The organism is Massilia aerilata, from assembly GCF_042656905.1.
GTDB lineage: Bacteria > Pseudomonadota > Gammaproteobacteria > Burkholderiales > Burkholderiaceae_D > Telluria > Telluria aerilata.
Genome location: NZ_JBHSMZ010000004.1, coordinates 220,323 through 243,824, shown reverse-complemented (window position 1 = coordinate 243,824; position 23,502 = coordinate 220,323). Strand labels below are relative to the sequence as shown.

At 66.4% G+C, this 23,502-nt stretch carries 23 protein-coding genes; 13 read left to right on the top strand and 10 right to left on the bottom strand.

Annotated features, from left to right (window positions below):
* Nucleotides 1–99: 99 nt before the first annotated feature.
* From ACFPO9_RS05845 to ACFPO9_RS05825, 5 genes are all read left to right on the top strand, one after another.
* Nucleotides 100–1,344 carry an efflux RND transporter periplasmic adaptor subunit gene (locus ACFPO9_RS05845; protein ID WP_379768368.1) on the top strand — a complete coding sequence of 415 codons (1,245 nt, stop codon included), beginning with the start codon at nt 100–102 and terminating at the stop codon, nt 1,342–1,344.
* Nucleotides 1,345–1,362: 18 nt separating this feature from the next.
* Nucleotides 1,363–4,524, top strand: a complete 3,162-nt coding sequence (locus tag ACFPO9_RS05840; RefSeq protein WP_379768366.1) for an efflux RND transporter permease subunit — start codon at nt 1,363–1,365, stop codon at nt 4,522–4,524.
* On the top strand, nt 4,521–5,948 hold the full coding sequence (locus ACFPO9_RS05835) for an efflux transporter outer membrane subunit (protein ID WP_379768364.1): 1,428 nt from the start codon (nt 4,521–4,523) through the stop codon (nt 5,946–5,948). Before ACFPO9_RS05840 ends, ACFPO9_RS05835 begins: the two co-directional genes overlap by 4 nt.
* A 105-nt stretch (nt 5,949–6,053) precedes the next feature.
* A complete protein-coding gene (locus ACFPO9_RS05830; protein ID WP_379768362.1) occupies nt 6,054–6,968 on the top strand; it encodes a zinc-binding metallopeptidase family protein in 915 nt (304 codons plus the stop codon).
* Between the two features lie 129 nt (nt 6,969–7,097).
* On the top strand, nt 7,098–8,678 hold the full coding sequence (locus ACFPO9_RS05825; protein WP_379768360.1) for a methyl-accepting chemotaxis protein: 1,581 nt from the start codon (nt 7,098–7,100) through the stop codon (nt 8,676–8,678).
* A 42-nt stretch (nt 8,679–8,720) separates the two neighbouring features.
* Here the strand turns inward: ACFPO9_RS05825 and ACFPO9_RS05820 are convergent, their stop codons facing one another.
* Nucleotides 8,721–9,359, bottom strand: a complete 639-nt coding sequence (locus ACFPO9_RS05820) for an NrsF family protein (RefSeq protein ID WP_379768358.1) — start codon at nt 9,357–9,359, stop codon at nt 8,721–8,723.
* A complete protein-coding gene (locus tag ACFPO9_RS05815; protein ID WP_379768356.1) occupies nt 9,356–9,928 on the bottom strand; it encodes a sigma-70 family RNA polymerase sigma factor in 573 nt (190 codons plus the stop codon). Before ACFPO9_RS05815 ends, ACFPO9_RS05820 begins: the two co-directional genes overlap by 4 nt.
* A gap of 119 nt (nt 9,929–10,047) precedes the next feature.
* Here ACFPO9_RS05815 and ACFPO9_RS05810 point away from each other — a divergent pair, with 119 nt between their 5' ends.
* Genes ACFPO9_RS05810 through ACFPO9_RS05795 form a run of 4 tightly spaced genes read left to right on the top strand, consistent with a single transcriptional unit; the run spans nt 10,048 to nt 12,569 of the window.
* Nucleotides 10,048–10,857, top strand: a complete 810-nt coding sequence (locus ACFPO9_RS05810; protein ID WP_379768354.1) for a DUF1223 domain-containing protein — start codon at nt 10,048–10,050, stop codon at nt 10,855–10,857.
* A complete protein-coding gene (locus ACFPO9_RS05805) occupies nt 10,857–11,453 on the top strand; it encodes a cytochrome b/b6 domain-containing protein (RefSeq protein ID WP_379768352.1) in 597 nt (198 codons plus the stop codon). The genes ACFPO9_RS05810 and ACFPO9_RS05805 overlap by 1 nt, the downstream gene beginning before the upstream one ends.
* A 16-nt stretch (nt 11,454–11,469) precedes the next feature.
* A complete protein-coding gene (locus ACFPO9_RS05800) occupies nt 11,470–12,252 on the top strand; it encodes a molybdopterin-dependent oxidoreductase (protein WP_379768350.1) in 783 nt (260 codons plus the stop codon).
* Between the two features lie 56 nt (nt 12,253–12,308).
* Nucleotides 12,309–12,569, top strand: coding sequence for a pentapeptide MXKDX repeat protein (locus ACFPO9_RS05795; protein WP_379768348.1), 261 nt, complete (start codon nt 12,309–12,311; stop codon nt 12,567–12,569).
* 15 nt (nt 12,570–12,584) lie between these two features.
* Here ACFPO9_RS05795 and hemW read toward each other — a convergent pair whose 3' ends face one another.
* From hemW to ACFPO9_RS05775, 4 genes are read right to left on the bottom strand one after another with little or no spacing between them, the layout of a single operon-like run.
* On the bottom strand, nt 12,585–13,829 hold the full coding sequence (gene hemW, locus ACFPO9_RS05790) for a radical SAM family heme chaperone HemW (RefSeq protein WP_379768346.1): 1,245 nt from the start codon (nt 13,827–13,829) through the stop codon (nt 12,585–12,587).
* Nucleotides 13,826–14,416, bottom strand: a complete 591-nt coding sequence (rdgB, locus tag ACFPO9_RS05785; RefSeq protein WP_379768344.1) for an RdgB/HAM1 family non-canonical purine NTP pyrophosphatase — start codon at nt 14,414–14,416, stop codon at nt 13,826–13,828. The genes hemW and rdgB overlap by 4 nt, the downstream gene beginning before the upstream one ends.
* A 38-nt stretch (nt 14,417–14,454) precedes the next feature.
* Nucleotides 14,455–16,002 carry a hybrid sensor histidine kinase/response regulator gene (locus ACFPO9_RS05780; protein ID WP_379768342.1) on the bottom strand — a complete coding sequence of 516 codons (1,548 nt, stop codon included), beginning with the start codon at nt 16,000–16,002 and terminating at the stop codon, nt 14,455–14,457.
* Nucleotides 16,003–16,008: 6 nt separating this feature from the next.
* The gene (locus ACFPO9_RS05775; protein WP_379768340.1) at nt 16,009–16,815 is read right to left on the bottom strand and encodes an alpha/beta fold hydrolase; all 807 of its coding nucleotides are present in this window, start codon (nt 16,813–16,815) and stop codon (nt 16,009–16,011) included.
* 146 nt (nt 16,816–16,961) lie between these two features.
* On the opposite strand from ACFPO9_RS05775, the gene ACFPO9_RS05770 reads away from it, so the two are divergent.
* Nucleotides 16,962–17,414 carry a nuclear transport factor 2 family protein gene (locus ACFPO9_RS05770; protein ID WP_379768338.1) on the top strand — a complete coding sequence of 151 codons (453 nt, stop codon included), beginning with the start codon at nt 16,962–16,964 and terminating at the stop codon, nt 17,412–17,414.
* On the opposite strand, the gene ACFPO9_RS05765 is transcribed toward ACFPO9_RS05770, so the two are convergent.
* The 4 genes from ACFPO9_RS05765 to ACFPO9_RS05750 all read right to left on the bottom strand — a co-directional run bounded on the left by ACFPO9_RS05765 (nt 17,408) and on the right by ACFPO9_RS05750 (nt 21,282).
* Complete coding sequence (locus ACFPO9_RS05765; protein ID WP_379768336.1) at nt 17,408–18,481, bottom strand: glycoside hydrolase family 43 protein; 1,074 nt, start codon at nt 18,479–18,481, stop codon at nt 17,408–17,410. The genes ACFPO9_RS05770 and ACFPO9_RS05765 overlap by 7 nt on opposite strands.
* Before the next feature lie 150 nt (nt 18,482–18,631).
* A complete protein-coding gene (gene rph, locus ACFPO9_RS05760) occupies nt 18,632–19,366 on the bottom strand; it encodes a ribonuclease PH (protein WP_379768334.1) in 735 nt (244 codons plus the stop codon).
* Nucleotides 19,367–19,379: 13 nt separating this feature from the next.
* Complete coding sequence (locus ACFPO9_RS05755) at nt 19,380–20,306, bottom strand: PP2C family protein-serine/threonine phosphatase (protein WP_379768332.1); 927 nt, start codon at nt 20,304–20,306, stop codon at nt 19,380–19,382.
* Nucleotides 20,307–20,313: 7 nt separating this feature from the next.
* The gene (locus tag ACFPO9_RS05750) at nt 20,314–21,282 is read right to left on the bottom strand and encodes a serine/threonine protein kinase (protein WP_379768330.1); all 969 of its coding nucleotides are present in this window, start codon (nt 21,280–21,282) and stop codon (nt 20,314–20,316) included.
* A gap of 116 nt (nt 21,283–21,398) precedes the next feature.
* Here ACFPO9_RS05750 and ACFPO9_RS05745 point away from each other — a divergent pair, with 116 nt between their 5' ends.
* From ACFPO9_RS05745 to rpoZ, 3 genes are all read left to right on the top strand, one after another.
* Entirely contained in the window at nt 21,399–22,286 is an 888-nt protein-coding gene (locus ACFPO9_RS05745; protein WP_379768328.1) for a YicC/YloC family endoribonuclease, read from the top strand.
* Nucleotides 22,287–22,486: 200 nt separating this feature from the next.
* A complete protein-coding gene (gene gmk / locus ACFPO9_RS05740; protein WP_379768326.1) occupies nt 22,487–23,131 on the top strand; it encodes a guanylate kinase in 645 nt (214 codons plus the stop codon).
* Between the two features lie 97 nt (nt 23,132–23,228).
* Complete coding sequence (gene rpoZ / locus ACFPO9_RS05735; RefSeq protein ID WP_123069763.1) at nt 23,229–23,432, top strand: DNA-directed RNA polymerase subunit omega; 204 nt, start codon at nt 23,229–23,231, stop codon at nt 23,430–23,432.
* Nucleotides 23,433–23,502: the final 70 nt, after the last annotated feature.

The following is a 23,502-nucleotide window of genomic DNA, read 5'->3' as shown; positions in this document are numbered from 1 at the left end:
TATAGCTGCGTTTATCTAAAAGCCAGTGACGAATCGACGACGGCCTCCAGTGTAATGCCGCGGACGGTTTTGTCCTTTTTTCAACAGAAGGAAAGCTTAATGCACTCTGCCCACTCCTCAACCTTGAATCTGACCGGTACGCCGGTCCGCAGGATCGCTCTGTGCACCCTGACCGCCCTGGCCCTGCTGTCGGCCTGCGGCAAGAAGGACGGCGCCGCTGCCGGCGCCGGCGCCGCGGCCGGCAAGATGCCCCCGCCGCAAGTCGGCGTGATCACCACCAAATTCCAGCAGGTCGCGCTCGAAACCGAACTGCCGGCGCGCGTCGAGGCGATCCGCGTGGCCGAAGTGCGCGCCCGCGTCAACGGCGTGGTCCTGAAGCGCCTGTTTACCGAGGGCAGCATCGTCAAGCAGGGCCAGTCCTTGTTCCAGATCGATCCGGCGCCTTACCAGGCCCAGGTCAGCAGCGCCCAGGCCGCGCTCGGCCGCGCCCAGGCCACCCAGGCCTCGGCCGCCGCCACCGTCGAGCGCTACAAGCCTCTGGTCGAGGCCAACGCGGTCAGCAAGCAGGAGTACACCAACGCGGTCGCCGCCGCCAAGCAGGGCGAGGCCGACGTCAACGCCGCCCGCGCGCAACTGAAGATCGCCCAGATCAACTACGGCTACTCGAACGTGTACGCCCCGATCTCGGGCCGCATCGGCCGCGCGCTGGTGACCGAAGGCGCGCTGGTGTCAAGCACCGAGGCGACCCAGATGGCGCTGATCCAGCAGACCGACAACGTCTACCTGAACATCACCCAGTCCGCCGCCGACCTGCAGCGCCTGCGCAAGAGCGCCGGCAAGCGCGGCATCGACTCCGCCATCCCGGTGTCGGTGATCCTCGACGACGGCACCGAGCTCGGCCGCAAAGGCAAGCTGCTGTTCTCGGACGTGACCGTCGATCCGACCAGCGGCCAGGTCACCCTGCGCGCCCAGGTCGCGAACCCGGACAGCGCCCTGCTGCCGGGCCAGTACGTGCGCGTGCGCCTGGCCCAGGCCGAACTGCCGGCCGGCATCGTGGTGCCGCAGCAGGCCGTGACCCGCGGCGGCCCGGCCGGCGACACCCTGATGGTGGTCGGCGCCGACAACAAGCCGACCCCGCGCACCGTCAAGATCGCTTCCCAGGAGGGCAGCAACTGGGTCGTCACCGACGGCCTGAAGGAAGGCGAGAAAGTGATGGTCGACGGCTTCCAGAAACTGCAGATGCTGCCGCCGGGCACTCCGGTGCAGCCGGTGCCCTGGGCGCCGCAAGCGCCGGCGGCTACCGGCGCGCCGGCCGCTGACAAAGCACCGGTCGCGGCTAAATAAGAGAAACAGGAATCCGTTATGGCTCGTTTTTTTATTGACCGCCCCATTTTCGCCTGGGTGATCGCGCTGTTCATCATGGTGCTTGGCGGCGTCGCCATCAAGCAGCTGCCGATCGCGCAATATCCCACCGTGGCGCCGCCGTCGATCGTGGTCAGCGTCGCCTACCCGGGCGCCTCGGCACAGACCCTCGAGGATTCGGTCATCTCCGTGATCGAACGCGAGATGAACGGTTCCCCCGGCATGGTCTACATGGAGTCGACCAGCCAGGCCAACGGCTCCGGTTCCATCACGATCTCCTTCGAGACCGGCACCGATCCCGACCTGGCCCAGGTCGACGTCCAGAACCGCCTGTCGCGCGCGGCCCCGCGCCTGCCGGCGGCCGTGAACCAGCAGGGCGTGCGCGTGGATAAGGCGCGCTCGAACTTCCTGCTGTTCACCATCCTTTCGTCCGACGACCCGAACTGGGACCCGATCGCGCTGGGCGACTACGCCTCGCGCAACGTGCTGCCCGAGATCCAGCGGATCAAGGGCGTGGGCCAGGCCCAGCTGTTCGGCACCGAGAAGGCGATGCGCATCTGGATCGATCCGGCCAAGCTGGTCGGCTTCAAGCTGTCGTCCGCGGACGTCAACAACGCGATCCGTACCCAGAACGCCCAGGTGGCGTCGGGCACCATCGGCGACCTGCCGCTGAACGTCGGCCAGCAGATCTCGGCCACCGTGGTGGTCACCGGCCAGCTGTCGACCGTCGAACAGTTCGGCAACATCGTGCTGCGCGCGAACCCGGACGGCTCCACCGTGCGCCTGAAGGACGTGGCCCGCATCGAGATCGGCGGCCAGGCCTACACCACCTCGGCGCGCCTGAACGGCCGCCCGTCCACCGGTATCGGCGTGCAGCTGTCGCCGACCGGTAACGCGCTCGAAACCGCGAACCTGATCAAGGCCCGCATGGGCGAGCTGTCGAAGTACTTCCCGCACGGGATGAAGTACGCGGTGCCGTACGACTCCACCAAGTTCATCCAGATCTCGATCAGCCAGGTCATCGAGACCCTGATCGAGGCCGTGATCCTGGTGTTCATCGTGATGTACGTGTTCCTGCAGAACATCCGCTACACCCTGATCCCGACCATCGTGGTGCCGGTCGCCCTGCTCGGCTCCTTCGCGACCCTGCTGGCGCTGGGCTTCTCGATCAACGTGCTGACCATGTTCGGCATGGTCCTCGTCATCGGTATCGTGGTCGACGATGCCATCGTGGTGGTCGAGAACGTCGAGCGCATCATGTCCGAGGAAGGGCTGCCGCCGCTTGCCGCGACCCGCAAGGCCATGGGCCAGATCTCGGGCGCGATCATCGGCGTGACCGTGGTGCTGATCTCGGTGTTCGTGCCGCTGGCCTTCTTTGCCGGCGCGGTCGGCAACATCTACCGCCAGTTCTCGGCGGTGATGGTGTCCTCGATCGCCTTCTCGGCCTTCCTGGCGCTGTCGCTGACCCCGGCGCTGTGCGCGCACCTGCTGAAGCCCGTCGAAGCCGGCCACCACATGGAGAAGCGCGGCTTCTTCGGCTGGTTCAACCGTACCTTCAGCACCGGCGCCAGGCGCTATGAAGGCTTCGTCGGCAAGATCCTGCGCCGCACCGGCCGCGCACTGGTGGTGTTCGTGCTGCTGCTGGGCCTCGTCGGCCTGGTGTTCACCAGGATGCCGAACTCCTTCCTGCCGAACGAAGACCAGGGCTACATCATCGCCAACATCCAGCTGCCGCCGGGCGCCACCGCCGAGCGCACCAGCGCCGTGCTGAAGTCCGCCGAAGACTACGTGCTGAAGCAGCCGGAAGTGGCCGACATGGTGTCGGTGACCGGCTTCTCGTTCTCCGGCCAGGGCCAGAACATGGGCCTTGCCTTCATCCCGCTGAAGTCCTGGGACGAACGCAAGGCCAAGGGCTCGGACGCACAGAGCCTGGCCGGCCGCATCACGGGTCACCTGATGGGCCTGCGCGACGCCTTCATCTTCGTGGTGAGCCCGCCGCCGATCCCGGAACTGGGCCGCGGCGCCGGCTTCTCCTTCCGCCTGCAGGACCGCGGCGGCCTCGGCCACGCAGCCCTGCTGCAGGCGCGTAACCAGATGCTGGGCATGGCGATGCAGTCGCCGGTCCTGACCGGCATCCGTCCGGAAGGCCTGGAAGACGCGCCGCAGCTGCAGCTCGAGATCGACCGCGACAAGGCGCAGGCGCTGGGCGTGACCTTCGATGCGATCAACACTGCGATCTCGACCTCGCTGGGTTCGAGCTACGTGAACGACTTCCCGAACGCCGGCCGCCTGCAGCGCGTGGTGGTGCAGGCCGACGCCAAGGACCGCATGCAGCCGGAAGACTTGCTGCGCCTGAACGCGATGAACAACAAGGGCGAGCCGGTGCCGCTGTCGGCCTTTGCCACCACCAAGTGGATCAACGGTCCGCAGCAGACCAGCCGCTACAACGGCTACCCGGCCATGAGCATCACCGGCGAACCGAAGCCGGGCTATTCGTCCGGCGACGCGCTGCAGGAGATGCAGAACCTGGCGGCCAAGCTGCCGGCGGGCTTCGCCTACGAGTGGACCGGCCAGTCGCGCGAGGAGATCCTGTCCGGCTCCACCGTGTTCGTGCTGATCGGCTTCTCGCTGCTGGCGGTGTTCCTGGCCCTGGCCGCGCTGTATGAAAGCTGGTCGATCCCGGTCTCGGTGCTGCTGGTGGTGCCGCTGGGCGTGCTCGGCTCGCTGCTGGCCGCGACCATGCGCGGCATGCCGAACGACGTCTACTTCAAGGTCGGCCTGATCACCGTGATCGGCCTGGCGGCGAAGAACGCGATCCTGATCATCGAGTTCGCGAAGGATCTGCAGGCGCAAGGCAAGTCGCCGATCGAAGCCGCCATCGAAGCTGCCCACTTGCGCTTCCGACCGATTATCATGACCTCGCTGGCCTTCATCCTCGGCGTGCTGCCGCTGGTGATCGCGGGCGGCGCCGGTGCCGCCTCGCAGCGCGCCATCGGTACCGGCGTGATGGGCGGGATGATCACCGCGACCGCACTCGGCGTGTTCTTCGTGCCGGTGTTCTTCGTGGTGATCCGCAGTTTCTTCAAGGGCAGCAAGCGCCAGCAGGAGATCTACGAACACCATGCCGATAGTGCCGGCATTGCGAAGGAAGAGATTAAATGAAAAAAATGAAAAACGTCCTGACTCCCCTCGTCCTGGCCCTGACCCTGGCAGGCTGCGTCAACCTGGCGCCCAGGTACGAGCGCCCGGCCGCACCGGTGGCCGGCGCCTTCCCGACGGTGGAAGGCACCGTCCACAGCGGCAACCCGGTCGCGAATGAAGCGCCGTCCAGCATCGCCTGGCAGCGCTTCTTCGTGGACGCCCGCCTGCAAAAGCTGATCCAGCTGGCGCTGGAAAACAACCGCGACCTGCGGGTCTCGATCCTGAATATCGAGCAGGCGCGGGCCGCGTTCCAGATCCAGCGCGCAGCGCGCTTCCCGGCGATCAATGCCGGCCTGACCGCCAGCCGCGCCTCGACCGCCGGCGATGCGCCGCTGACCAGCGTCTACCAGGCCGGCGTGTCGGTCACCGCCTTCGAGCTCGACCTGTTCGGCCGCGTGCGCAACCTGAGCGACGCCGCGCTGGCGCAGTACCTGGCGACCGAGGAAGCGCGCAAGACGGCGCAGATCAGCCTGATCGCCACGGTGGCCAACACCTACCTGACCCTGCTGGCCGACAAGGAGCTGCTGGACCTGACCCAGCAGACCCTCAAGACGCGCGAGGAATCGCTGCGCCTGTCCAGGCTGCGCTTCGAAAACGGCGTGATCTCCAAGCTCGACCTGCAGCTGGCCGTGTCGCTGGTCGAACAGGCCCGCACCGTGCTGGCCCAGCAGCAGCGCCTGATCGCGCAGGACACGAATGCGCTGACCCTGCTGGTCGGCCAGACCATCCCGGACAGCCTGCCGCCGGGCGCCACCCTGGCCGCGACCAACCTGCCCGACCTGCCGGCCGGCATGCCGTCCGACCTGCTGAGCGCGCGGCCGGACGTCCGCTCCGCCGAGCAGCAGCTGATCGCGGCGAACGCCGACATCGGCGCGGCGCGCGCGAACTACTTCCCGCGCATCTCGCTGACCGGCAGCGCCGGCAGCGCCAGCTCCGAGCTGTCCGGCCTCTTCAAAGGCGGCTCGTTCGGCTGGAGCTTCGCGCCGCAGGCGATCCTGCCGCTGTTCGACTTCGGCGCCCGCCGCGCCGGCGTCGAGAGCGCCGTGGCCGGCCGCGACATCGCCGTGGCCCGCTACGAGAAGGCGATCCAGTCCGCCTTCCGCGAAGTGTCGGACGCCCTGGCCGGCCAGGCCACCTTCAGCGAGCAGCTGCGCGCCCAGCAGGCGGTGGCGGCCGCGGAAGCCGACCGCTTCAACCTGTCGGACCTGCGCTACCGTAACGGCACCGCCAGCTACCTCGACCTGCTGGACGCCCAGCGTTCGCTGTTCACCGCCCAGCAGCAGGCGATCGAAGCGAACCTGGCGCGTCTGCAGAACCAGGTGACGCTGTACCGCGTGCTGGGCGGCGGCTGGAGCGAGCCGGCGAACACGACCGCCGCGCGCTGAGTTACTTCGCATAATTGAAAGCGCCCTGCCGGGGCCGGACTGGTGATTTCGGTATGATGAAATCGCAAGCCGGCCCCGGTTTCTTTTTGCGGCGTTCTTCATGCCATGCGAACCTTTCTGCGCTCACATTGGAAAGTCCTCGTCGCCATCATCGTGCTGGTGCTGCTGGCGCTGTTCACCGTGACGCCGGGCGCCGCCGAGGTGGCCCAGCCTTCCCTGGCGCTGCGCCTGCGCGCCCACGCGGCGGCCATCGCCTCCGGTGAAGACGACACGGCGCGCTATATCGAGGGCGTGCTGCAGGGCGAGGGCTATGCGGTGCGGCGCCAGGCATACCGGGCCGGCGCGCGCAAGGTCCGCAATATCGAAGTGTCGGTGACCAATCCCGCGCCGCATGCGAAGCCGGCGCGCATCTTCATCGTCGGCGCCCGCTACGGCGCCGCGCCGCTGGCCGCCGCCGCAAGCGACAGGAGCAGCGGCGCCGCGGCCGTGCTGGAGCTGGCGCGCCTGCTGAAGGACCTGCACCCGAGCCAGGGCACCGAAGTGAAGTTCGTCTTCTTCGTCGACCAGACGCCGTCCGGACTCGAGGGCGAGGACCTGGGCAGCGCCGGAGACGCGGGCGCCTCTCCGGTGCTCGCGGCGGTCGGCTGGTATTCGCTGCGCCAAAGCCGCAAGCAGGATGCCGCACGCACGGACTCGGGCAACTTCATCGCCTTCGTCGGCACGCTGGAGGCGTCGCGCCTGGTGCAGGATGCGCTGTCGGCCTTCCGCGCCGTCTCCGACTTCCCCGCCCATGGCCTGGCCGCGCCGGCCTACGTGCAGGGCGTGACCTTTCTGGACCGCGCCGCCGCCAGGCGCTTCGGCTATCCGGCCATCATGATCACGGACACCGCCTTCATGCGTTATCCCTACTATCATATGCGCGAGGAAACGCCGGACCAGCCCGATGCCGAGAGCACCGCGCGCGTGGTGCGGGGCCTGGCGCGCACCATCACCCGGCTCGCCTCGGGGGCGCAAAGCTGACGCGGCATATTTACGACAGACTTGCCCTGGTCGTCAAAAAATTTTCCATACCGCAAGTAAATATTGCATAATTTCCTCGCATGGCGCGCAAAGCGCATGACTAAATAAAAAAGAAACAAGAGGGGACAAGTGAAATATTTTCTGCGCCATACCCGCATCGGCACCCGTCTATCCATCGCCTTTGCACTCATCCTGGTGCTCGCCACCGTCGCCACCGCTTCCGCCCTGCTGGCCGCGAGCGCCAATGCCGACGCCACCGAAAGGATGCTGGCCGTCCCGCTGGCCAAGGAGCGCCTGGTGTCGGACTGGAACGTCAACACTTATTCCGCCATCGTCCGCACCTCGCTGATCGCGCGCAGCACGGACACGACCCTGAGCACCGTGTTCGCCAAGGAGATCGCCGACAGCGTGACCGCCAGCACCGAGATCATCAAGAAGGTCGAGCCGCTGCTGGACTCGCCGGAAGAAAAGGCCCAGCTGGCGACCGTGCAGTCGCTGCGCGCCAGATACCAGGCGGCCAAGGTCGAGGTCATGGATGCCAAGAAGGCCGGCGACGCCGGCACCGCCGAGCGCCGCTTCAACGAAGGCTTCGCCCCGGCCGCACAAGCCTATTCGGCCGCGCTGAAGGAACTGCTGGCGATGCAGCGCCGGACCATCGACCGGATGGCGCACACGAGCCGCGCCGCCACCGATGACCGGGAAAAAATCATCCTCCTGCTGAACGGCCTGATGATCGCGCTCGGCGCCTTCGGCGCGGTGGCGATCACGCGCAGCATCATCCGTCCGCTGTCGCGCGCCGTGAAGGTGGCCGAGACGGTGGCCGGCGGCGACCTGACGGGTTCCTTCGACAATGGCCGCCGCGACGAGATCGGCGACCTGATGCGCGCCATGCAGGCGATGAACGACGGCCTGGCCAGGGTGGTGGCGGAAGTAAAGGAAGGCACGCGCACCATCGCGGCCGGCAGCACCGAAATCGCCAGCGGCAACCTCGACCTGTCGAGCCGCACCGAGCAGCAGGCCAGCTCGCTGGAAGAGACCGCGGCCTCGATGGAAGAACTGACCTCGACCGTGCGCCACAATGCGGACAACGCCAACCAGGCCAACCAGATGGCGCAGGCGGCATCGACGGTCGCCACGCGCGGCGGCGAGATCGTCGGCCAGGTGGTGCAGACCATGGGCGCCATCGACGGCGCCTCGCGCAAGATCGTCGACATCATCGGCGTCATCGACGGCATTGCCTTCCAGACCAATATCCTCGCCCTGAACGCGGCCGTCGAAGCGGCGCGCGCCGGCGAGCAGGGCCGCGGCTTCGCGGTCGTGGCCTCCGAAGTGCGCAACCTGGCGCAGCGCTCGGCCACCGCGGCGCGCGAGATCAAGGGTTTGATCGGCGATTCGGTGACCCAGGTGAACGCCGGCACGGCGCTGGTGCAGCAGGCCGGCGCGACGATCGAGGAAGTGGTGGCCAGCGTGGCGCGCGTGACCGACATCATGGCCGAGATCACCGCCGCCAGCCACGAGCAGAGCGCCGGCATCAACCAGGTGAATGCCGCCATCACGCAGATGGACCAGGCCACCCAGCAGAACGCGGCGCTGGTCGAGGAAGCCGCCGCGGCGGCGTCCAGCATGCAGGACCAGTCGGCGAGATTGGAGGAGCTGATGCGCCGCTTCCGGATCGCCCAGCAGCCAGGCACGGCGCTGGTGACGCGCTGAGCCGACGCCGTCCGGCCGTGATCGGGCGGCGCGTTGTTCGTCCTACCAGGCCAGCACCCGCGGGCCGAGCAAGGCGCCCGCCGCGGCGGGCAGCAGCATCCCCAGCACGTACCAGAAACCGACGAAGACCACGCTCATCTCGGGACAGTGCAGGCAATACACCAGCGCTGCCAGGGCGCCGCCCGCCAGACCGGCCGCCGCGCCCGCGAGTCGCGGCCGGGTGGGCGCGCGCCGGCGCATCGCCAGCAGCACGGCGGCGCAGGCCGGCAGCGACAGCAGTGCGATCAGGAAGGGGCACACGCGCCAGGTCCGGCCCCAGAATAAGGCGGCGCGCGCCTCCGGCGGCGCGTCCAGCAAGGCCATCGCCGCCAGGCCCCAGATCGCCAGTAGCGGCAAGCCCAGCCAGACCGGCAAGACGCCCAACGCGGCCCCAGGCGCGCTCAGGCGCCGTACCGCCGCCACGCCGCCCCATGCCAGCGCCGCTGCGAAGCCAAGTTTGATCCAGAACGCCGGCAACAGCATCGCCAGGCCCAGGTCCGGCCGCACGCCCAGCACTGCCAGCATCAAGGCGGCGCTGGCGAGCACGCCCGCCGCCACGAACGGCAGCACGCGGCCACGCGCCGCATCGACCCGCAGGTCCGGGCCACGCGCCAGCATCTCGATCAGTTCATCGGTCTTCATTTCATCGTCCTCAAGTTCGCGGCAATCGCTTTCAGGCCGCGGTGCACGCTCACCTTGACCGCCGCCTCCGACATTGCCAGCGCGGCGGCCGCTTCCCGTACCGACAAGCCATCGAGCTTGGTCAGCACGATGGCCTCGCGCTGCCTGGCGGGCAAGGTGGCGAGCAGCACCGCCAGGTCGCGCCGCGCTTCGCCCGCTTCCGCGTCCGCCTCGTCGGCCACGATGTCCTCGTCGTCGAGGGCATCGTGGCAGGCATCGCGCCGCGCATGGCGCCGCAGCCAGTCGATCAGCTTGTACCTGGCGATCGCATGGATCCATGCCGTCAGCGGCACGCCGGTATCGTAGCTGGCACGCTGGTTATGTATGGCCAGCAAGGCCTCCTGCACCAGGTCCTCCACTTCATCCGGCCATTGCCGCAAGCGCCGTCGGAGAAACGCGCGCAGGTGGGTCGCCGTGGCCGACAGGAAAGTGCGGTAAGCCGCCGCATCGCCATCGATGCCTTGTACGAACAGGGCATGCAGGCGCAATTCCGCCGCGCGCAAGACCGTTCCTTCAGGTATTCGTTGCATGGACGCCTTTGGTGACAGCGATCGATCGAAAAAAATTTGCATGAAACGCAGCATCGCATGTAACCGATCGCGTCGCGGCCGCGAACTAACAGCTGCTATCCAATGAAACGGGGTCCGCCATGCATGACCAGCCTTTACCGCCGCTACTTTTCGCGTTTGCCCTTGCCCTTGCTGCGCCGGCATCGTATGCCGCCGCGGCCTGCCAAGTCAACAGCGGCGCCGCCACCGCCGCGCTGGTCGAGCTGTACACCAGCGAAGGCTGTTCCAGCTGCCCGCCCGCGGACCGCCGTCTCGCGGCACTGCGCAGCCGGATGGATGCCGGCGCCGCCGTGGTGCCGCTCACCCTGCACGTCGGCTATTGGGACAGCCTGGGCTGGAAGGACCCTTTCGCCCAGCCGCTGTTCGACCAGCGCCAGCGCTTGCTGCTGCAGCATGGCCGCCGGCAGGTGGCCTACACACCGCAATTCTTCGTCAACGGCACGGAAGTGCGTGACTGGGACGCCGCCCTGCCGGAGGCGATCCGGCGCACCAACGCCCAGCCGGCGCCGCTGAAGATCGTCCTGAAAGGGAGCGCCGCCGGCGGCGGCATGCTGCGCCTGGAAGCGAGCGCCCGCGCCGCCGATCCGCACACGGCCGGCGCCCTGTACCTGGTGCTGACCGAAACCGGCTTGGTGTCGAAGGTAGCGCGCGGCGAGAACGGCGGCGCCACCTTGCGCCACGAGGACGTCGCGCGCCTCTGGTTGGGGCCGTTTCCCCTGGCCGGCGGCGCCGTGCAGGTGCAGCGCGAGGTGAAGCTGGCCCCGGCATGGCGACGCGATCGGCTACAGGCGCTCGCCTTCGTCCAGGACCCCGGCGCCGGTGTCCTGCAGGCGGTCGATACGGCGGCCTGCAAGGACGGCGTCGCCGGCGCCGAGGCGGGGAGACCGTGATGGCACGCGACCCAAGCATCGTCCATCCAGCCTGGCTGCGCATCATGCACTGGCTGAACGCCATCGCCGTCGTGCTGCTGGTGACGAGCGGCTGGCGCATCTACAACGCCACCCAGTTCCTCGGCTTCGGTATCCCGCCGCGCCTGACCTTGGGCGGCTGGCTGGCCGGCGCCCTGGAATGGCATTTCGCCGCGATGTGGCTGCTGTTCGCCAACGGCCTGCTGTACCTGGCGGTGAACCTGTTCTCGGGACGCTTGCGGCGCCAGTTCTTTCCTGTCCCGCCGCGCCAGGTAGTGCGCGACATCGGGGCTGCCCTGCACGGCAAACTGAGCCATGCCGATCCGCGCCACTACAACAGCGTGCAGCGCCTGGCCTACCTGTTCGTGATGGCCGACAGCATCGTGCTCGTACTGTCAGGGCTGGTGCTGTGGAAGTCGGTGCAGTTCCCGCTGCTGCGCGAACTGCTGGGCGGCTACGAAGCGGCGCGCCGCATCCATTTTGGCGCCATGGCCGGTTTGTGCGCCTTCATCGTGCTGCACCTCGTGATGGTGATGCTGGTGCCGCGCACCCTGCTGGCCATGCTGCGTGGCCGTTAGCCAAGGATCCTACGACATGAAACTATTCAAACCACGCGAGATCGTGATGCCGGGCGAGGGCGTCGCCATGCTCGCCGACGCCATCCGGCGCGTCGAGCAGCCATCGCGCCGCGCCTTCCTGCAGCGCAGCCTGAGCCTGGGCGGCCTGTCGCTGCTGACCGGCTGTTCGGCCGACAGCCAGGAAAGCATCGAGACCGCCCTCGGCGCGATCTCGCGCCTCAACGACCGCGCGCAGGCCTTCCTGTTCGATCCCGCGCGTCTGGCGCCAACCTATCCGGAAAGCATGATCACCCGCCCCTTCCCCTTCAATGCCTATTACGGCGAGGACGAAGTGCGAAGCATCGACGGCGCCGCCTGGCGCCTGGAACTGTCGGGCTTGATCGGCGCGCGCAAGCCCTGGACCCTGGCCCAGCTGCGCGCCCTGCCCCAGCAATCGCAGGTGACCCGCCACATCTGCGTGGAGGGCTGGAGCGCGATCGGCAAATGGGGCGGCGTGCCGTTCGCACACTTCCTGCGCCTGGTGGGCGCGGACCTGGGCGCGAAATACGTCGGCTTCAAATGCGCCGACGACTATTTCACCAGCATCGACATGGCCACCGCGCTGCATCCGCAAACCCTGATGGCGCTGAGCTACGACGGCCAGCCGCTGCCGCCGCGCTACGGCTTTCCCATGAAGCTGCGCATGCCGACCAAGCTCGGCTACAAGAATCCGAAGCACATCCAGGCCATCTTCGTGACCAATGCCTACCCTGGCGGCTACTGGGAAGACCAGGGTTACAACTGGTTCGGCGGCAGTTGAGCGCCGAACCGCCTTTCGCAGCACCTGTTTGTCCAATCACTTAAAAGGAAACCACCATGAAAGCATTCGCCACCACCTTCTTTGCCGCCTGCCTGCTCGCGGGCGCCGCGCACGCGCAGGACGGCATGAAGAAAGACGAGATGCGCCACGATGCAATGGCCAAAGACGGCATGAAGAAGCCGGCGATGAAGAAGGACAAGATGGCCAAGGACGGCATGAAGAAGGATGCCATGAGCCACGACGCCATGAAGAAGGACGAGATGAAGAAGGACGCCATGAAAAAGGACGGCATGGCGGACCAGGGCATGAAGCACTGATCGCGCCATCGCGCCTTACTCGGCCAGGAAGATCTCCTGCAGGTCGTTGAGGAAGCGCTGCCCCAGCTCTGTCGGCTTGATGAGCTTGAAGTCGCGGTAGATCAGGCCCTTGCCCTCGGCTTCGTCGAGGGCTTTTTCAATCGCCGTGATCGGCATCCCGGTGCGCTCGCCGAACAAATTCGGGTCGAATCCGCCGGTCAGGCGCAGGGCGTTGAGCATGAACTCGAAGCCCATCTCGCCGCGCGTGATCTCGTGCTCCTCGCTCACCGCATTGCCCTTTTGCGCGGCCTCGATGAAGGAGGCCGGCTGCTTGTAGCGCGCCTGGCGCAGCACGCGGTGCGGGAAGGACAGCTTCGAATGGGCGCCGGCGCCGATGCCGAGATAGTCGCCGAAGTGCCAGTAATTCAGGTTGTGGCGCGCCTGGTGTCCCGGCTTCGCATAGGCCGAGACCTCGTAGTGTCCGTACCCCGCCCCCTTCATCGTCTCCGCGATCATGTCCTGGATGTCGGCGCTCTCGTCGTCGCTGGGCAGCTGCGGCGGATACTTGGCGAACACCGTGTTCGGCTCCATCGTCAGGTGGTACAGCGACAGGTGCGGCGGCGCATACGACAGCGCGGTGGCGATATCCTGCCGCGCCTCTTCCAGCGTCTGGCCGGGCAGCGCGTACATCAGGTCGAGGTTGAAGGTGTCGAAGTTGGCCTGCGCGATCTCGACCGCCTTGCGCGCTTCGTTCTCGTCGTGGATGCGGCCCAGCGCCTGCAGGTGCCGGCCATTGAAGCTCTGGATGCCGATCGACAGGCGGGTGATGCCGCTGGCGCGGTAGGCCTTGAACTTCTCGGCCTCGAAGGTGCCGGGATTCGCTTCCATCGTGATCTCGGCGTTGATCTCCAGCGGCAGCAGGGTGCGCAGGTCGGACAGCAGGCGGTCCAGCGCGGCCGCCGACATCAGGCTGGGCGTGCCGCCGCCGATGAACACGGTGTGGATCTTGCGGCCCCAGATCAGCGGCAGCGACTGTTCGAGGTCGGCGCGCAGCGCATCGAGGTATGCCTGCTCCGGGACCGGCCCCTTCGATTCGTGCGAGTTGAAGTCGCAATAGGGGCACTTGCGCACGCACCAGGGCCAGTGGATGTACAGCGACAGCGGCGGCAGCGCGGCCAGGTTGAGGGAACCGGGCTGCAGGTATTTCAGGGCGGCGGTGGCTGGCGAACGCGGCTCGCTACGCGCCGGGACGCCGTTGCCGACGGGTTTGATCGGGATCATGTCAGTTTCAGCTTCTCGACCAGGGCGCGGATCGCCTGGCCGCGGTGGGAGATGGCGTTCTTCTCGCTTGGGGCCAGCTCGGCGGTGGTCTTGCCCAGATCCGGGATCAGGAAGTAAGGGTCGTAGCCGAAGCCGTTTTCGCCGCGCGGGGTGTCGACGATCCGGCCGCGCCAGACGCCGTCGGCGATGACCGGCTGCGGATCGTCGGCATGGCGCACATAGACCAGCACGCAATAGTAATAGGCCGACTTGTCGTCGTGCGCCGCCAGGTCCTGCACCAGCTTCGCGTTGTTGCGGGCGTCGGATTTCGGCTCGCCGGCGTAGCGCGCCGAATACACGCCGGGGGCGCCGCCGAGGGCGTTCACGCACACGCCGGAATCGTCGGCCAGGGCCGGCAAGCCGGTCAGGCGCGCGGCGTGGCGGGCCTTCTGCAGCGCGTTCTCGACGAAGGTGCCGAAGGGCTCCTCGGCTTCCGGCACATTGAATTCGCCCTGCGGATGCAGTTCGAAACCGATCGGAGCCAGCAGCTGGGCGAATTCCTTGAGCTTGCCCGCGTTGTTGGAGGCAAGGATGAGGCGTTGGGTCATGGTCGTGTTGAATAGCGCGGGGAAGGCGCTATTTTAATTCAGGCGCCGCCGGCACGTGGCAACAGGGGTTCGAGCTGGGTGAAATCGATCGGCTTGGTCAGGTGATGGTCGAAACCGGCGCTGAAAGCCCGTTCACGGTCTTTCTGCTGTCCCCAGCCGGTGGTGGCGATCAGGGTCATGGCGGCGCCATTGGGCAATTGGCGCACCTGGCGCGCCAGTTCGTAGCCGTTCATGTCGGGCAGGCCGATGTCGAGCAGGACCACCGCCGGGTCGGCGCCGGCGATGCGTTCCAGCGCCTGCGCCGCCGTATGCGCGACCGTCACTTCGCAACCGAGCATGTCCAGCGCCATCGCCAGCATCTCGGCGGCGTCCTGGTTATCGTCGACCACCACGATGCGGACGCGGGCGGGCGCGGTTCGGGCGGGCGCCTCCTCGGCCGGGCAGACCGAGCCTGCCGCCAGCGGCAGGCGCACGGTGAACATGCTTCCTTTGCCAGGTCCGGCGCTGTCGGCGCGAATGCTGCCGCCGTGCAGCTCGACAATCCCGCGTACCAGGGCGAGACCGATGCCCAGTCCGCCCTTGGCGCGCTCCAGCGCCGGCTCGAGTTGCGAGAACATCTCGAACACCGTGGCGAGCGCCGGCGCGGGGATGCCGATGCCGTTGTCGCAGACCCGTATCTCGGCCAGCTCCGGTTCGCAATGCAGGTGCAGTTCGATGCGGCCGCCATCCGGCGTATATTTCGCGGCATTGGTGAGTAAATTGATCACGACCTGGGCCAGCCTGGTGGCGTCGCCGTCGACCATCACCGGCGCCTCGCAGACAGACAGATGCAGGCTGTGCCGCGCCGCGCGCATGGTCTCGGCCATATCGAGGGCCGCGCTGCGCACGAGCGCGGACAGCTCGACCGGCGCACGGCGCAGCTGCATGCGTCCCTGCGTGATGCGCGAGACTTCCATCAGGTCGTCGACCAGGCGCGTGAGGTGGCGCAGCTGGCGGTCGAAGACCAGCAGCAGACGGTCGTCGGCGGCCTGGCCGAACCTGAGCCTGAAGACGTCGAGCGCGCTGCGCATCGGCGCCAGCGGATTACGCAGTTCGTGCGACAGCGTGGCGAGGAACTCGTCCTTGCGGCGATCCGCCGCCGACAACTGCGCATTCAGCTTCTTCAGCTCCACCTCGGCCGCTTCCGCGGCTTTGCGTGCGGACAGCAGTTCGCGCTCGTAGGCGCGGCGGTCGGAGGCCTTGAACAAGGCCCAGTGATCGACGATCCGGTCGCCGTCCCGCTCCCGCACGATATTGATCAGCATCGGCAAGCGCTCCTGCCGGCGGTTGCGCAGGTCCACCTGGATCTCGGCCACCGATCCCTGCAGCTGGAGGATGGGCTGGCAATGCGTGTTGAAGAACAGGCGCGCGCCCACTGGCAGCAAATCACGTACAAGCACTTTGCCGACCAGTTCCTGCTCGTCGTAGCCGAGCCAGGAACAGGCGGTGGCGTTTGCCTTGAGTATCAATCCATCGTCCGAGGTGAGCAGCAAGCCGCACGCGGCACGCGCGAACAGGGCTTCGCTGGAAGGCGCTGGGTCTTCCACGACCGCTCAGCGCAAGCTCTGTGCAAGAAACCGGTCGATCGCCTGCGAACTCGCGGTGGGCGCGCTCATGTGTGGGCAATGGCCGACGTTGTCGATGATGTGCAGGGTGCTGACCGGCATGGCGCGGTGCAGGAACTCGCCGACCGAGCGCGGCGCCACCATGTCGTCGGTGCATTGCAGGATCAGTGCCGGCACCTGCGAGCGCGCCACGTCTTCGCGGTGATCGGACAGGAAAGTCACGCGGGCAAAGTGCTTGGCGATGTCCGGGTCGTTGCGGCAGAAACTGTCCGTCAGCTCCTTCCTCAACTCGGGCCGCTCGGGGGCGCCCATGATGGCCGGCGCCAGACTGCTCGACCAGCCGAGGTAATTCGCTTCCATCGTTTCCAGCAACTCGTCGATATCCTCGCGGCTGAAGCCGCCGACATAATCGCCGTCGTTGATGTAGCAGGGCGATGGGCCGACCATGACCTGGGCGCTGAATTTTTCCGGGGCCTTGATCGTGGCGAGCAGGCCGATCATCGTGCTGACCGAGTGGCCGACGAAGATCACCGGGCCCGTCGCGAACTCGTCGATGATCTCGAGCAGGTCGTCGGCATAGCCGTGCAGGGTGTCGTACTTCTCGCGGCTGTACGCCGTCAGGTCCGACCGGCCACTGCCGACCAGGTCGAATGCAATCGTACGAAAACGTTCTTCGTAGGCCGGAGCAAGGAAACGCCACATGGTCTGGTCGCAGCCGAAACCGTGCGCGAACACCATGGTAGCCGAGCCACTGCCAGAGACGCTAACGTTGTTGCGGGCTTTGACGAGCGACATCGTTTATTTCCTTCGAAGAAAATTTAACATTTAGCATTATAACGTCTATTTATATGTAGGGACGCGCGCGGGATTCTTGACTTCCTGGAGGGTGGGACTAGGCTGATTCATCGGCCGCTCCGGCCGACCTCTGGGAGACGACTGCCATGGACGCACAGCAAAACAAGCAAGTGGTGCAAGACGCCTATCAACAATTCCTGAGCGGCGACATCCGCGGCGTGATCGAACGCTGCGACGACCAGGCCGAATGGTATAGCCCGGACTCGGATCACATTCCCTTTGCCGGCACCTTCCACGGCAAGCAGGGCATTGCCGACTTTTTCGCCAGGATGGACGCCACTGCCCAGCCCACGCGTTTCGAACCGCAGGAATTCATCGCGGAAGGCGACAAGGTCGTGGTGCTGGGCCAGGCCACCTGGCATGCCAAGCTGACCGGGCGCAGCTTCGACACGCCCTTCATCCACGTCTTCACCCTACGCGACGGCAAGGTCACCCGCTTCGAAGCCCATGCCGACACGGCGGCCGGCGAGCGCGCCTTCCGCCTCGACCAGCCCGACCAGCCCGGCCAGGCATCGGCAGGCAGCCAGCTGCATCATTGAGTATTGGCGACGAGCGGCCGCGGCGCCACGCCTTCCCTGGTCATGACGACCGGCCGGATCGTTCCGTCCTCGTTGAAGACCAGGCGGTCGATGGCCATCTCGCGGTGGTGCCCATTCTTGTCCTGCAAGGGCCGGCGGTGATAGGCGATATACCAGTCGTCGGTGCCGGGCACGTTCACCACCGAGTGATGCCCTGCCCCGCGCGCGATCCGGCCGTCCTGCGCCAGGATCGTCCCGATCCGCTTGAACGGCCCGAAGGGCGTCGAGCCCATGGCATAGGCGACGCGGTAGTCCGGTCCGGTCCACCCTCCCTCCGACCACATCAGGTAATACACGCCCTTGCGCTTGGCCATGAAGGAGCCTTCCACGTACTCGGGGTCGGGCGTGATCTCCTTGTAGGTCGAGCCGTCCGGGAAAGGCACGAGGCTGAGCAGGTCCGGCGCCAGCTTGACCACGTTGGCGTGCTTCCAGCCGCCGTAAACCATGTAGAGCTGGCCGTCGTCGTCCTTGAAGACCATCTGGTCGATCGGCTGGGCGCCGTTGACGATCTCGCCGACCAGCGGCTTGCCGAGGGCATCCCTGAACGGTCCCTCCGGGCGCTCGCTGACGGCCACGCCGATGCCGCCGGGCTGGCCGTTGCTCTTGATGTCATTCGCGCCGAAGAACAGGTAGTACTTGCCCTTGTGCTCGATGGCCGAGGGCGCCCAGACGGCGTAGGCGGCCCAGGCGACGTTTTCGACGTCGAGCGCGCGCTCATGCTTCGTCCAGTGCACCAGGTCGGGCGAGGAAAACACATCGAGGAAGGTCTGCTTCAGGTAGGGTTCCCAGATCAAGTCCTTCTTTGCGCGCATCTCCTTCTGCGCCGCTGTGAACTTGCTGGCGCGGGCCGGCCTGCCGACATCGTCCGAATAGGTCGGGTAGATCCAGTACTGGCCCTGGAAGATGCGGATTTCCGGGTCGGCGTACCAGCCGGGGACGATGGGGTTGGCCGCATGGGCGAAGGTGCCGGCGGCGGCCATCAGCAGCGAAACCAGGGCGTGCCTGACGAGGCGTGGATTTTTTTTCATCGCTCTTCTCTTTGAGTCTCCGAAAATCCATTATCGCCGACGAAAAAGGCGGGTGCGCCGAAAACCCTGCGCGTCCCCGGCTGTTTCGCGGAATCACGTAAACGTCGCCTGTTCCCGGGGAGCGCCACACGTGGGCACGGGGTGCCCACCCTACCCGGCCAGGCCCAGCGCCTGCTTCTGCAGGGTCACCAGTTCGCGGATGCCCTTGTCGGCCAGGTCCAGCAGGCGGTTCATGCCGGCGCGCGAGAAGGCCGCGCCTTCGGCCGTGCCCTGCACTTCGACGAAGTGGCCGAGGTCGGTCATCACCACGTTCATGTCGGTGTCGCAGCTTGAATCTTCGATGTAGTCGAGGTCGAGCACCGGCATGCCCTTGTAGACGCCCACCGAGACCGCCGCCACGAACTGCTTGACCGGCACCGAGGCGATCGTGCCGCGGCCCACCAGCGCGTTGAAGGCGTCGTAGGCGGCGACCATCGCGCCGGTGATCGACGCGGTGCGGGTGCCGCCGTCGGCCTGGATCACGTCGCAGTCCAGGTGCAGGGTGCGCTCGCCAAACGCCTCCAGGTCGAACGCGGCGCGCAGCGAGCGGCCGATCAGGCGCTGGATCTCCTGGGTGCGGCCGGACTGCTTGCCGCGCGCGGCCTCGCGGTCCATGCGCGTGTGCGTCGAGCGCGGCAGCATGCCGTATTCGGCCGTCATCCAGCCCTGCCCTTTGCCCTTCAGGAAGCCGGGCACCTTCTCTTCGATGCTGGCGGTGCAGATCACCTTGGTGTCGCCGCATTCGATCAGCACCGAGCCTTCGGCGTGCCTGGTGTACTGGCGGGTGAGCCTGATGTCGCGCAGCTGGTCGACGGCGCGGTTGCTTGGACGCGTAGTGAAAGTCATGGTGGATCCTTTGTTATTTGAGTAGCTGGGATGATTTCTCGATCGCGTCGCGGATCTCGGCGATCGCCTTTTCGATGTCCTCGTCGCCGAAGTCGTCCAGCGGGCTTGCTGCCGGCGCCTCGGCCAGGCGGGTCGTGACCTCGCCCTCCGGCAGCATCAGGGTCGAGACCATGCCTTCGTCGCCGCTGGAGGGGGCGTCGTGCGCGCCCTGCCACTGGATGGCGAGGGCCGTGGTGTTGTCGCCGCGCGGACCGGCGATCGCGGTGGCCATGCCGATCATGTCCGGCACCGCCTGCACGATGGTGTGGGTGGACAGCTGGTGCACGATCTCGGTGTCCGGCAGGATGCCCCACAGGCCGTCCGAGCAGAGCAGCAGCACGTCGCCCGGCTCGAGAACGGACTGGCGCGACAGCTCGACTTTCGGCGGCGTCGACGCGCCCAGGCAGCTGTACAGCTTGTTCCGGTCGGGGTGGGTGCCGCGCTCGCCGGGATCGGCCAGGCCCTTGGCGATCAGGTGCTCGATGTGCGAATGGTCGCGCGTGCGCGCCAGGATCTGGCCGCGCCGCAGCCAGTACAGGCGCGAATCGCCGCAGTGGGCCCAGACCGCGCAGTTGTGCTGGACCAGGCAGGCGACGATGGTGGTGCGCGGATTGTCCGGCATGCCGTGCTCGCGGGCGTAGCGCTGGATCTCTTCGTGGGCGCGCTGGAAGGCGTCCTCCAGAAAGCGCTCCGGCTTCTTCACATACGGCGTGGCCTGGCTGCGGAACAGGGCCGACATGGTCTGCAGGGCGATGCTGGCCGCGACCTCGCCGCGCTGGTGGCCGCCCATGCCGTCGGCCAGCACCAGCAGCAGGGCCTCGCGCGTGTAGCTGTAGCCCATGCGGTCCTGGTTGACCTTGCGGCCGCCGATATGGCTTTGCTGGTAGACGGAAAACTGCATGGGGTTCCTAAGCGAAGGGATTGATGCGGCTGACCAGGCTGCGCCAGCCGGATGCGGGGGCGTCTTCGGCCGGCGCCGGCGCCGGTGCAGCACTCAAACCGGCTTGCAGCACCTTCTGCACCGCGAACACGCTCTGCGGCCGCGCCAGCGGATCCATCGCCAGGCAGGACTTCACCATCGCCAGCAGCTCCGGCGACCAGGCCTCGTCCAGCCTGGCGAAGCGCTCCGCCATCTCGTCGCGGGCCTTGCGCTGGTCGGCCGGCTGCGGCGGCGCGGCGGCCATGCAGGCGTAGATTGCGGCGCCGATGCTGTAGATGTCGGTCCAGGGGCCGAGCGTGGCGCCCCTGGCGTACAGCTCGGGGGCGGCAAAGCCGGGGGTGTACATCGGCGCCAGGGTCGGCGAATCGGTATTGATGGTCTGGCGCGCGGCGCCGAAGTCCAGCAGCAGCGGCGTGCCGTCGGTGCGCAGGTAGATGTTGGCCGGCTTCAGGTCCAGGTGCAGCAGCTTGTTGGCGTGGACCTCGCGCAGGCCGCCGCAGACGCCCTTGAAGGCCTGGCGGATGAAGCCTTCGCTGGCGCGCTGGCTCCTGGCCATCAGGCGCGAGATCTGCTCCTGCAGCGAGTGGCCGGATTCATAGGCCATCACCATATAGACCGTGTCGTTGGCGCGGAAAAAGTTCAGGACCCGCACCACGTTGGGATGGACGATTTTGGCCAGCGCCCTGCCCTCTTCGAAAAAGCACTTCAGGCCGATACGGAATACCGGCAGGTTGGCTTTCGAGATGAGGGGAATCAGCTGGCCCGGCTGGCGCAGCGCGAGGGCGCTGGGCAGGTATTCCTTGATCGCGACCGCATTGCCGTCGCCGTCATATGCAAGATAAACAATACTGAACCCGCCGGACGCAATTTTCTTTACAATGCGATATCCGCCAATTTCCAGCCCTTCGGGCAGGGGAGCGTTATTTTGTGCAGCCATTTGGGAATATTCCTTGCGTAACACGGCGATTGTGTGGATAAATCACCGCTTTGTAAAGAATAAACAGGGCATTCAGCCCTTGCGAATATCCGGGGACTCCATTGAGCATTTCTAGCATGACAGGTTATGCGGTCGCTACCAGCGAAGGCGCTGCCGGCACCCTCACGATCGAAATCAAGAGCGTCAATTCGCGCTTCCTCGATCTGCAGTTCCGCATCAACGACGAGCTGCGTGCGCTCGAACCCGATTTGCGCTCGGCGATCATGGCTGCGATCACGCGCGGCAAGGTCGAAGTCCGCCTCTCCTTCGGCCGCAAGGCTGCGAGCGGCTCCCAGGCATTGAACCAGGAACTGCTGGCCGACCTCGCGCGGCTGCAGTCCGAGGTCTCGCGCCACTTCGCGTCCGCGTCCCAGATGACGGTGGCCGAACTGCTGCGCTGGCCGGGCGTGGTCGAAGAAGCGCAAGTGGGCCAGGAATCGCTGCAGGCCGACGTTGCCGAGCTCACCAAAAAAGTGGTGGCCGGTTTCGTCGACAGCCGCCAGCGCGAAGGCGCGGCCCTGGAAGCGATGCTGCTGTCGCGCATCGAATCGATGGAAACCATCGTCAAGCGCATCACGCCGCTGATCCCGCAGGTGATCTCGCAGTTCCAGCAAAAGGCGGTCGAACGCATGCAGGATGCGCTGGGCCTGGCCGGCCACGGCAACCCGCAGGTGCTGACGCGACAGGAAGTCTTCGAACGGATACGCCAGGAAGTCACTTTGTATGGCATCCGCATCGACGTTTCCGAAGAGCTGTCGCGCCTGACCGCGCACCTGAACGAGACCCGCCACATCCTGAAAAAGGGCGGCCAGGTCGGCAAGCGCCTCGACTTCATGATGCAGGAGCTGAACCGCGAAGCGAACACGCTGGGCGCCAAGGCTTCGGTCAAGGAACTGGCGGACGCATCGATGGAGCTCAAGCTGCTGATCGAGCAGATGCGGGAGCAGGTGCAGAACCTCGAATAATCGAGGGTCCTTAATTCGGCGTCAGAGCCCACCCGTGAACACCGGGCTCTGACCCCGAATTAACGACCCGACTGACTATATGCCTGGCTTTAATGCTTGGCACACGTGGGCACGGGGTGCCCACCCTACGGACGTGTAGGGTGGGCACCCTGTGCCCACGGGCATTGTAAATATCGAATACACGTAACAAAGGAACAACCATGCACACCAACGCCTTCTCCGGCAGCCTGTTCATTGTCGCCGCCCCGTCCGGCGCCGGTAAATCGACCCTGGTGAATGCCCTGCTGGCGCAGGAACCGGGCATCAAGCTGTCGATCTCGACCACCACGCGCCCGCCGCGCCCGGGCGAGCAGGACGGCGTCCATTACCAGTTCACCACCGCCGAGGATTTCGTCGCGCGCGCCGACCGCGGCGAGTTCCTGGAATGGGCCGAGGTGCACGGCAATTATTACGGCACCAGCCGCCTGATCGTCGAACAGGAAATGAAGAACGGCACCGACATCCTGCTGGAGATCGACTGGCAGGGTGCGCGCCAGGTCAAAAAGCTGTTCCCGGATGCGGCCGGCATCTTCATCCTGCCGCCGTCGATCGCTGCGCTGGAAGAGCGCCTGCACAAGCGCGGCACCGACGAACCGCACATCATCACGCGGCGTTTGCTGGCTGCGGGCGGCGAGATCGCTCACGCTCCCGAGTTCGAATATGCTATCATCAACGAAGAGTTCAACGTCGCCCTGTCCGAGCTGCAGGCGATTGTCAAAGCGACACGAGCACGTTTCGCCCAGCAGGCGGCCCGCAATGCTTCGCTGTTTGCCCAGTTGGGAATCCACGTACTGCAACAGCCCTGACCTTCGAGCCAGGACGAAAATCTTATAGTCAGTCGGGGTCAGAGCCCACCCGGGCAATTCGGGCTCTGACCCCGATTTTCAAATTTTGGAGAAACACATGGCCCGCATCACCATCGAAGACTGCCTGAAAAACATCCCGAACCGTTTCCAGCTGACCCTGTCCGCGACCTACCGCGCGCGCCAGCTGCTGCAGGGCCACACCCCGAAAGTCGAAGCCAAGGACAAGCCGACCGTCGTCGCCCTGCGTGAAATCGCAGCGGGCAAGGTCGGCATCGAGATGCTGAAAAAGGTCCCGATGTAATTATTGTGGTTGGAATCAGCGAAGCTGGGAAAACCGGGGTCAGAGCCCAAGCGCGTGAACCGGGCTCTGA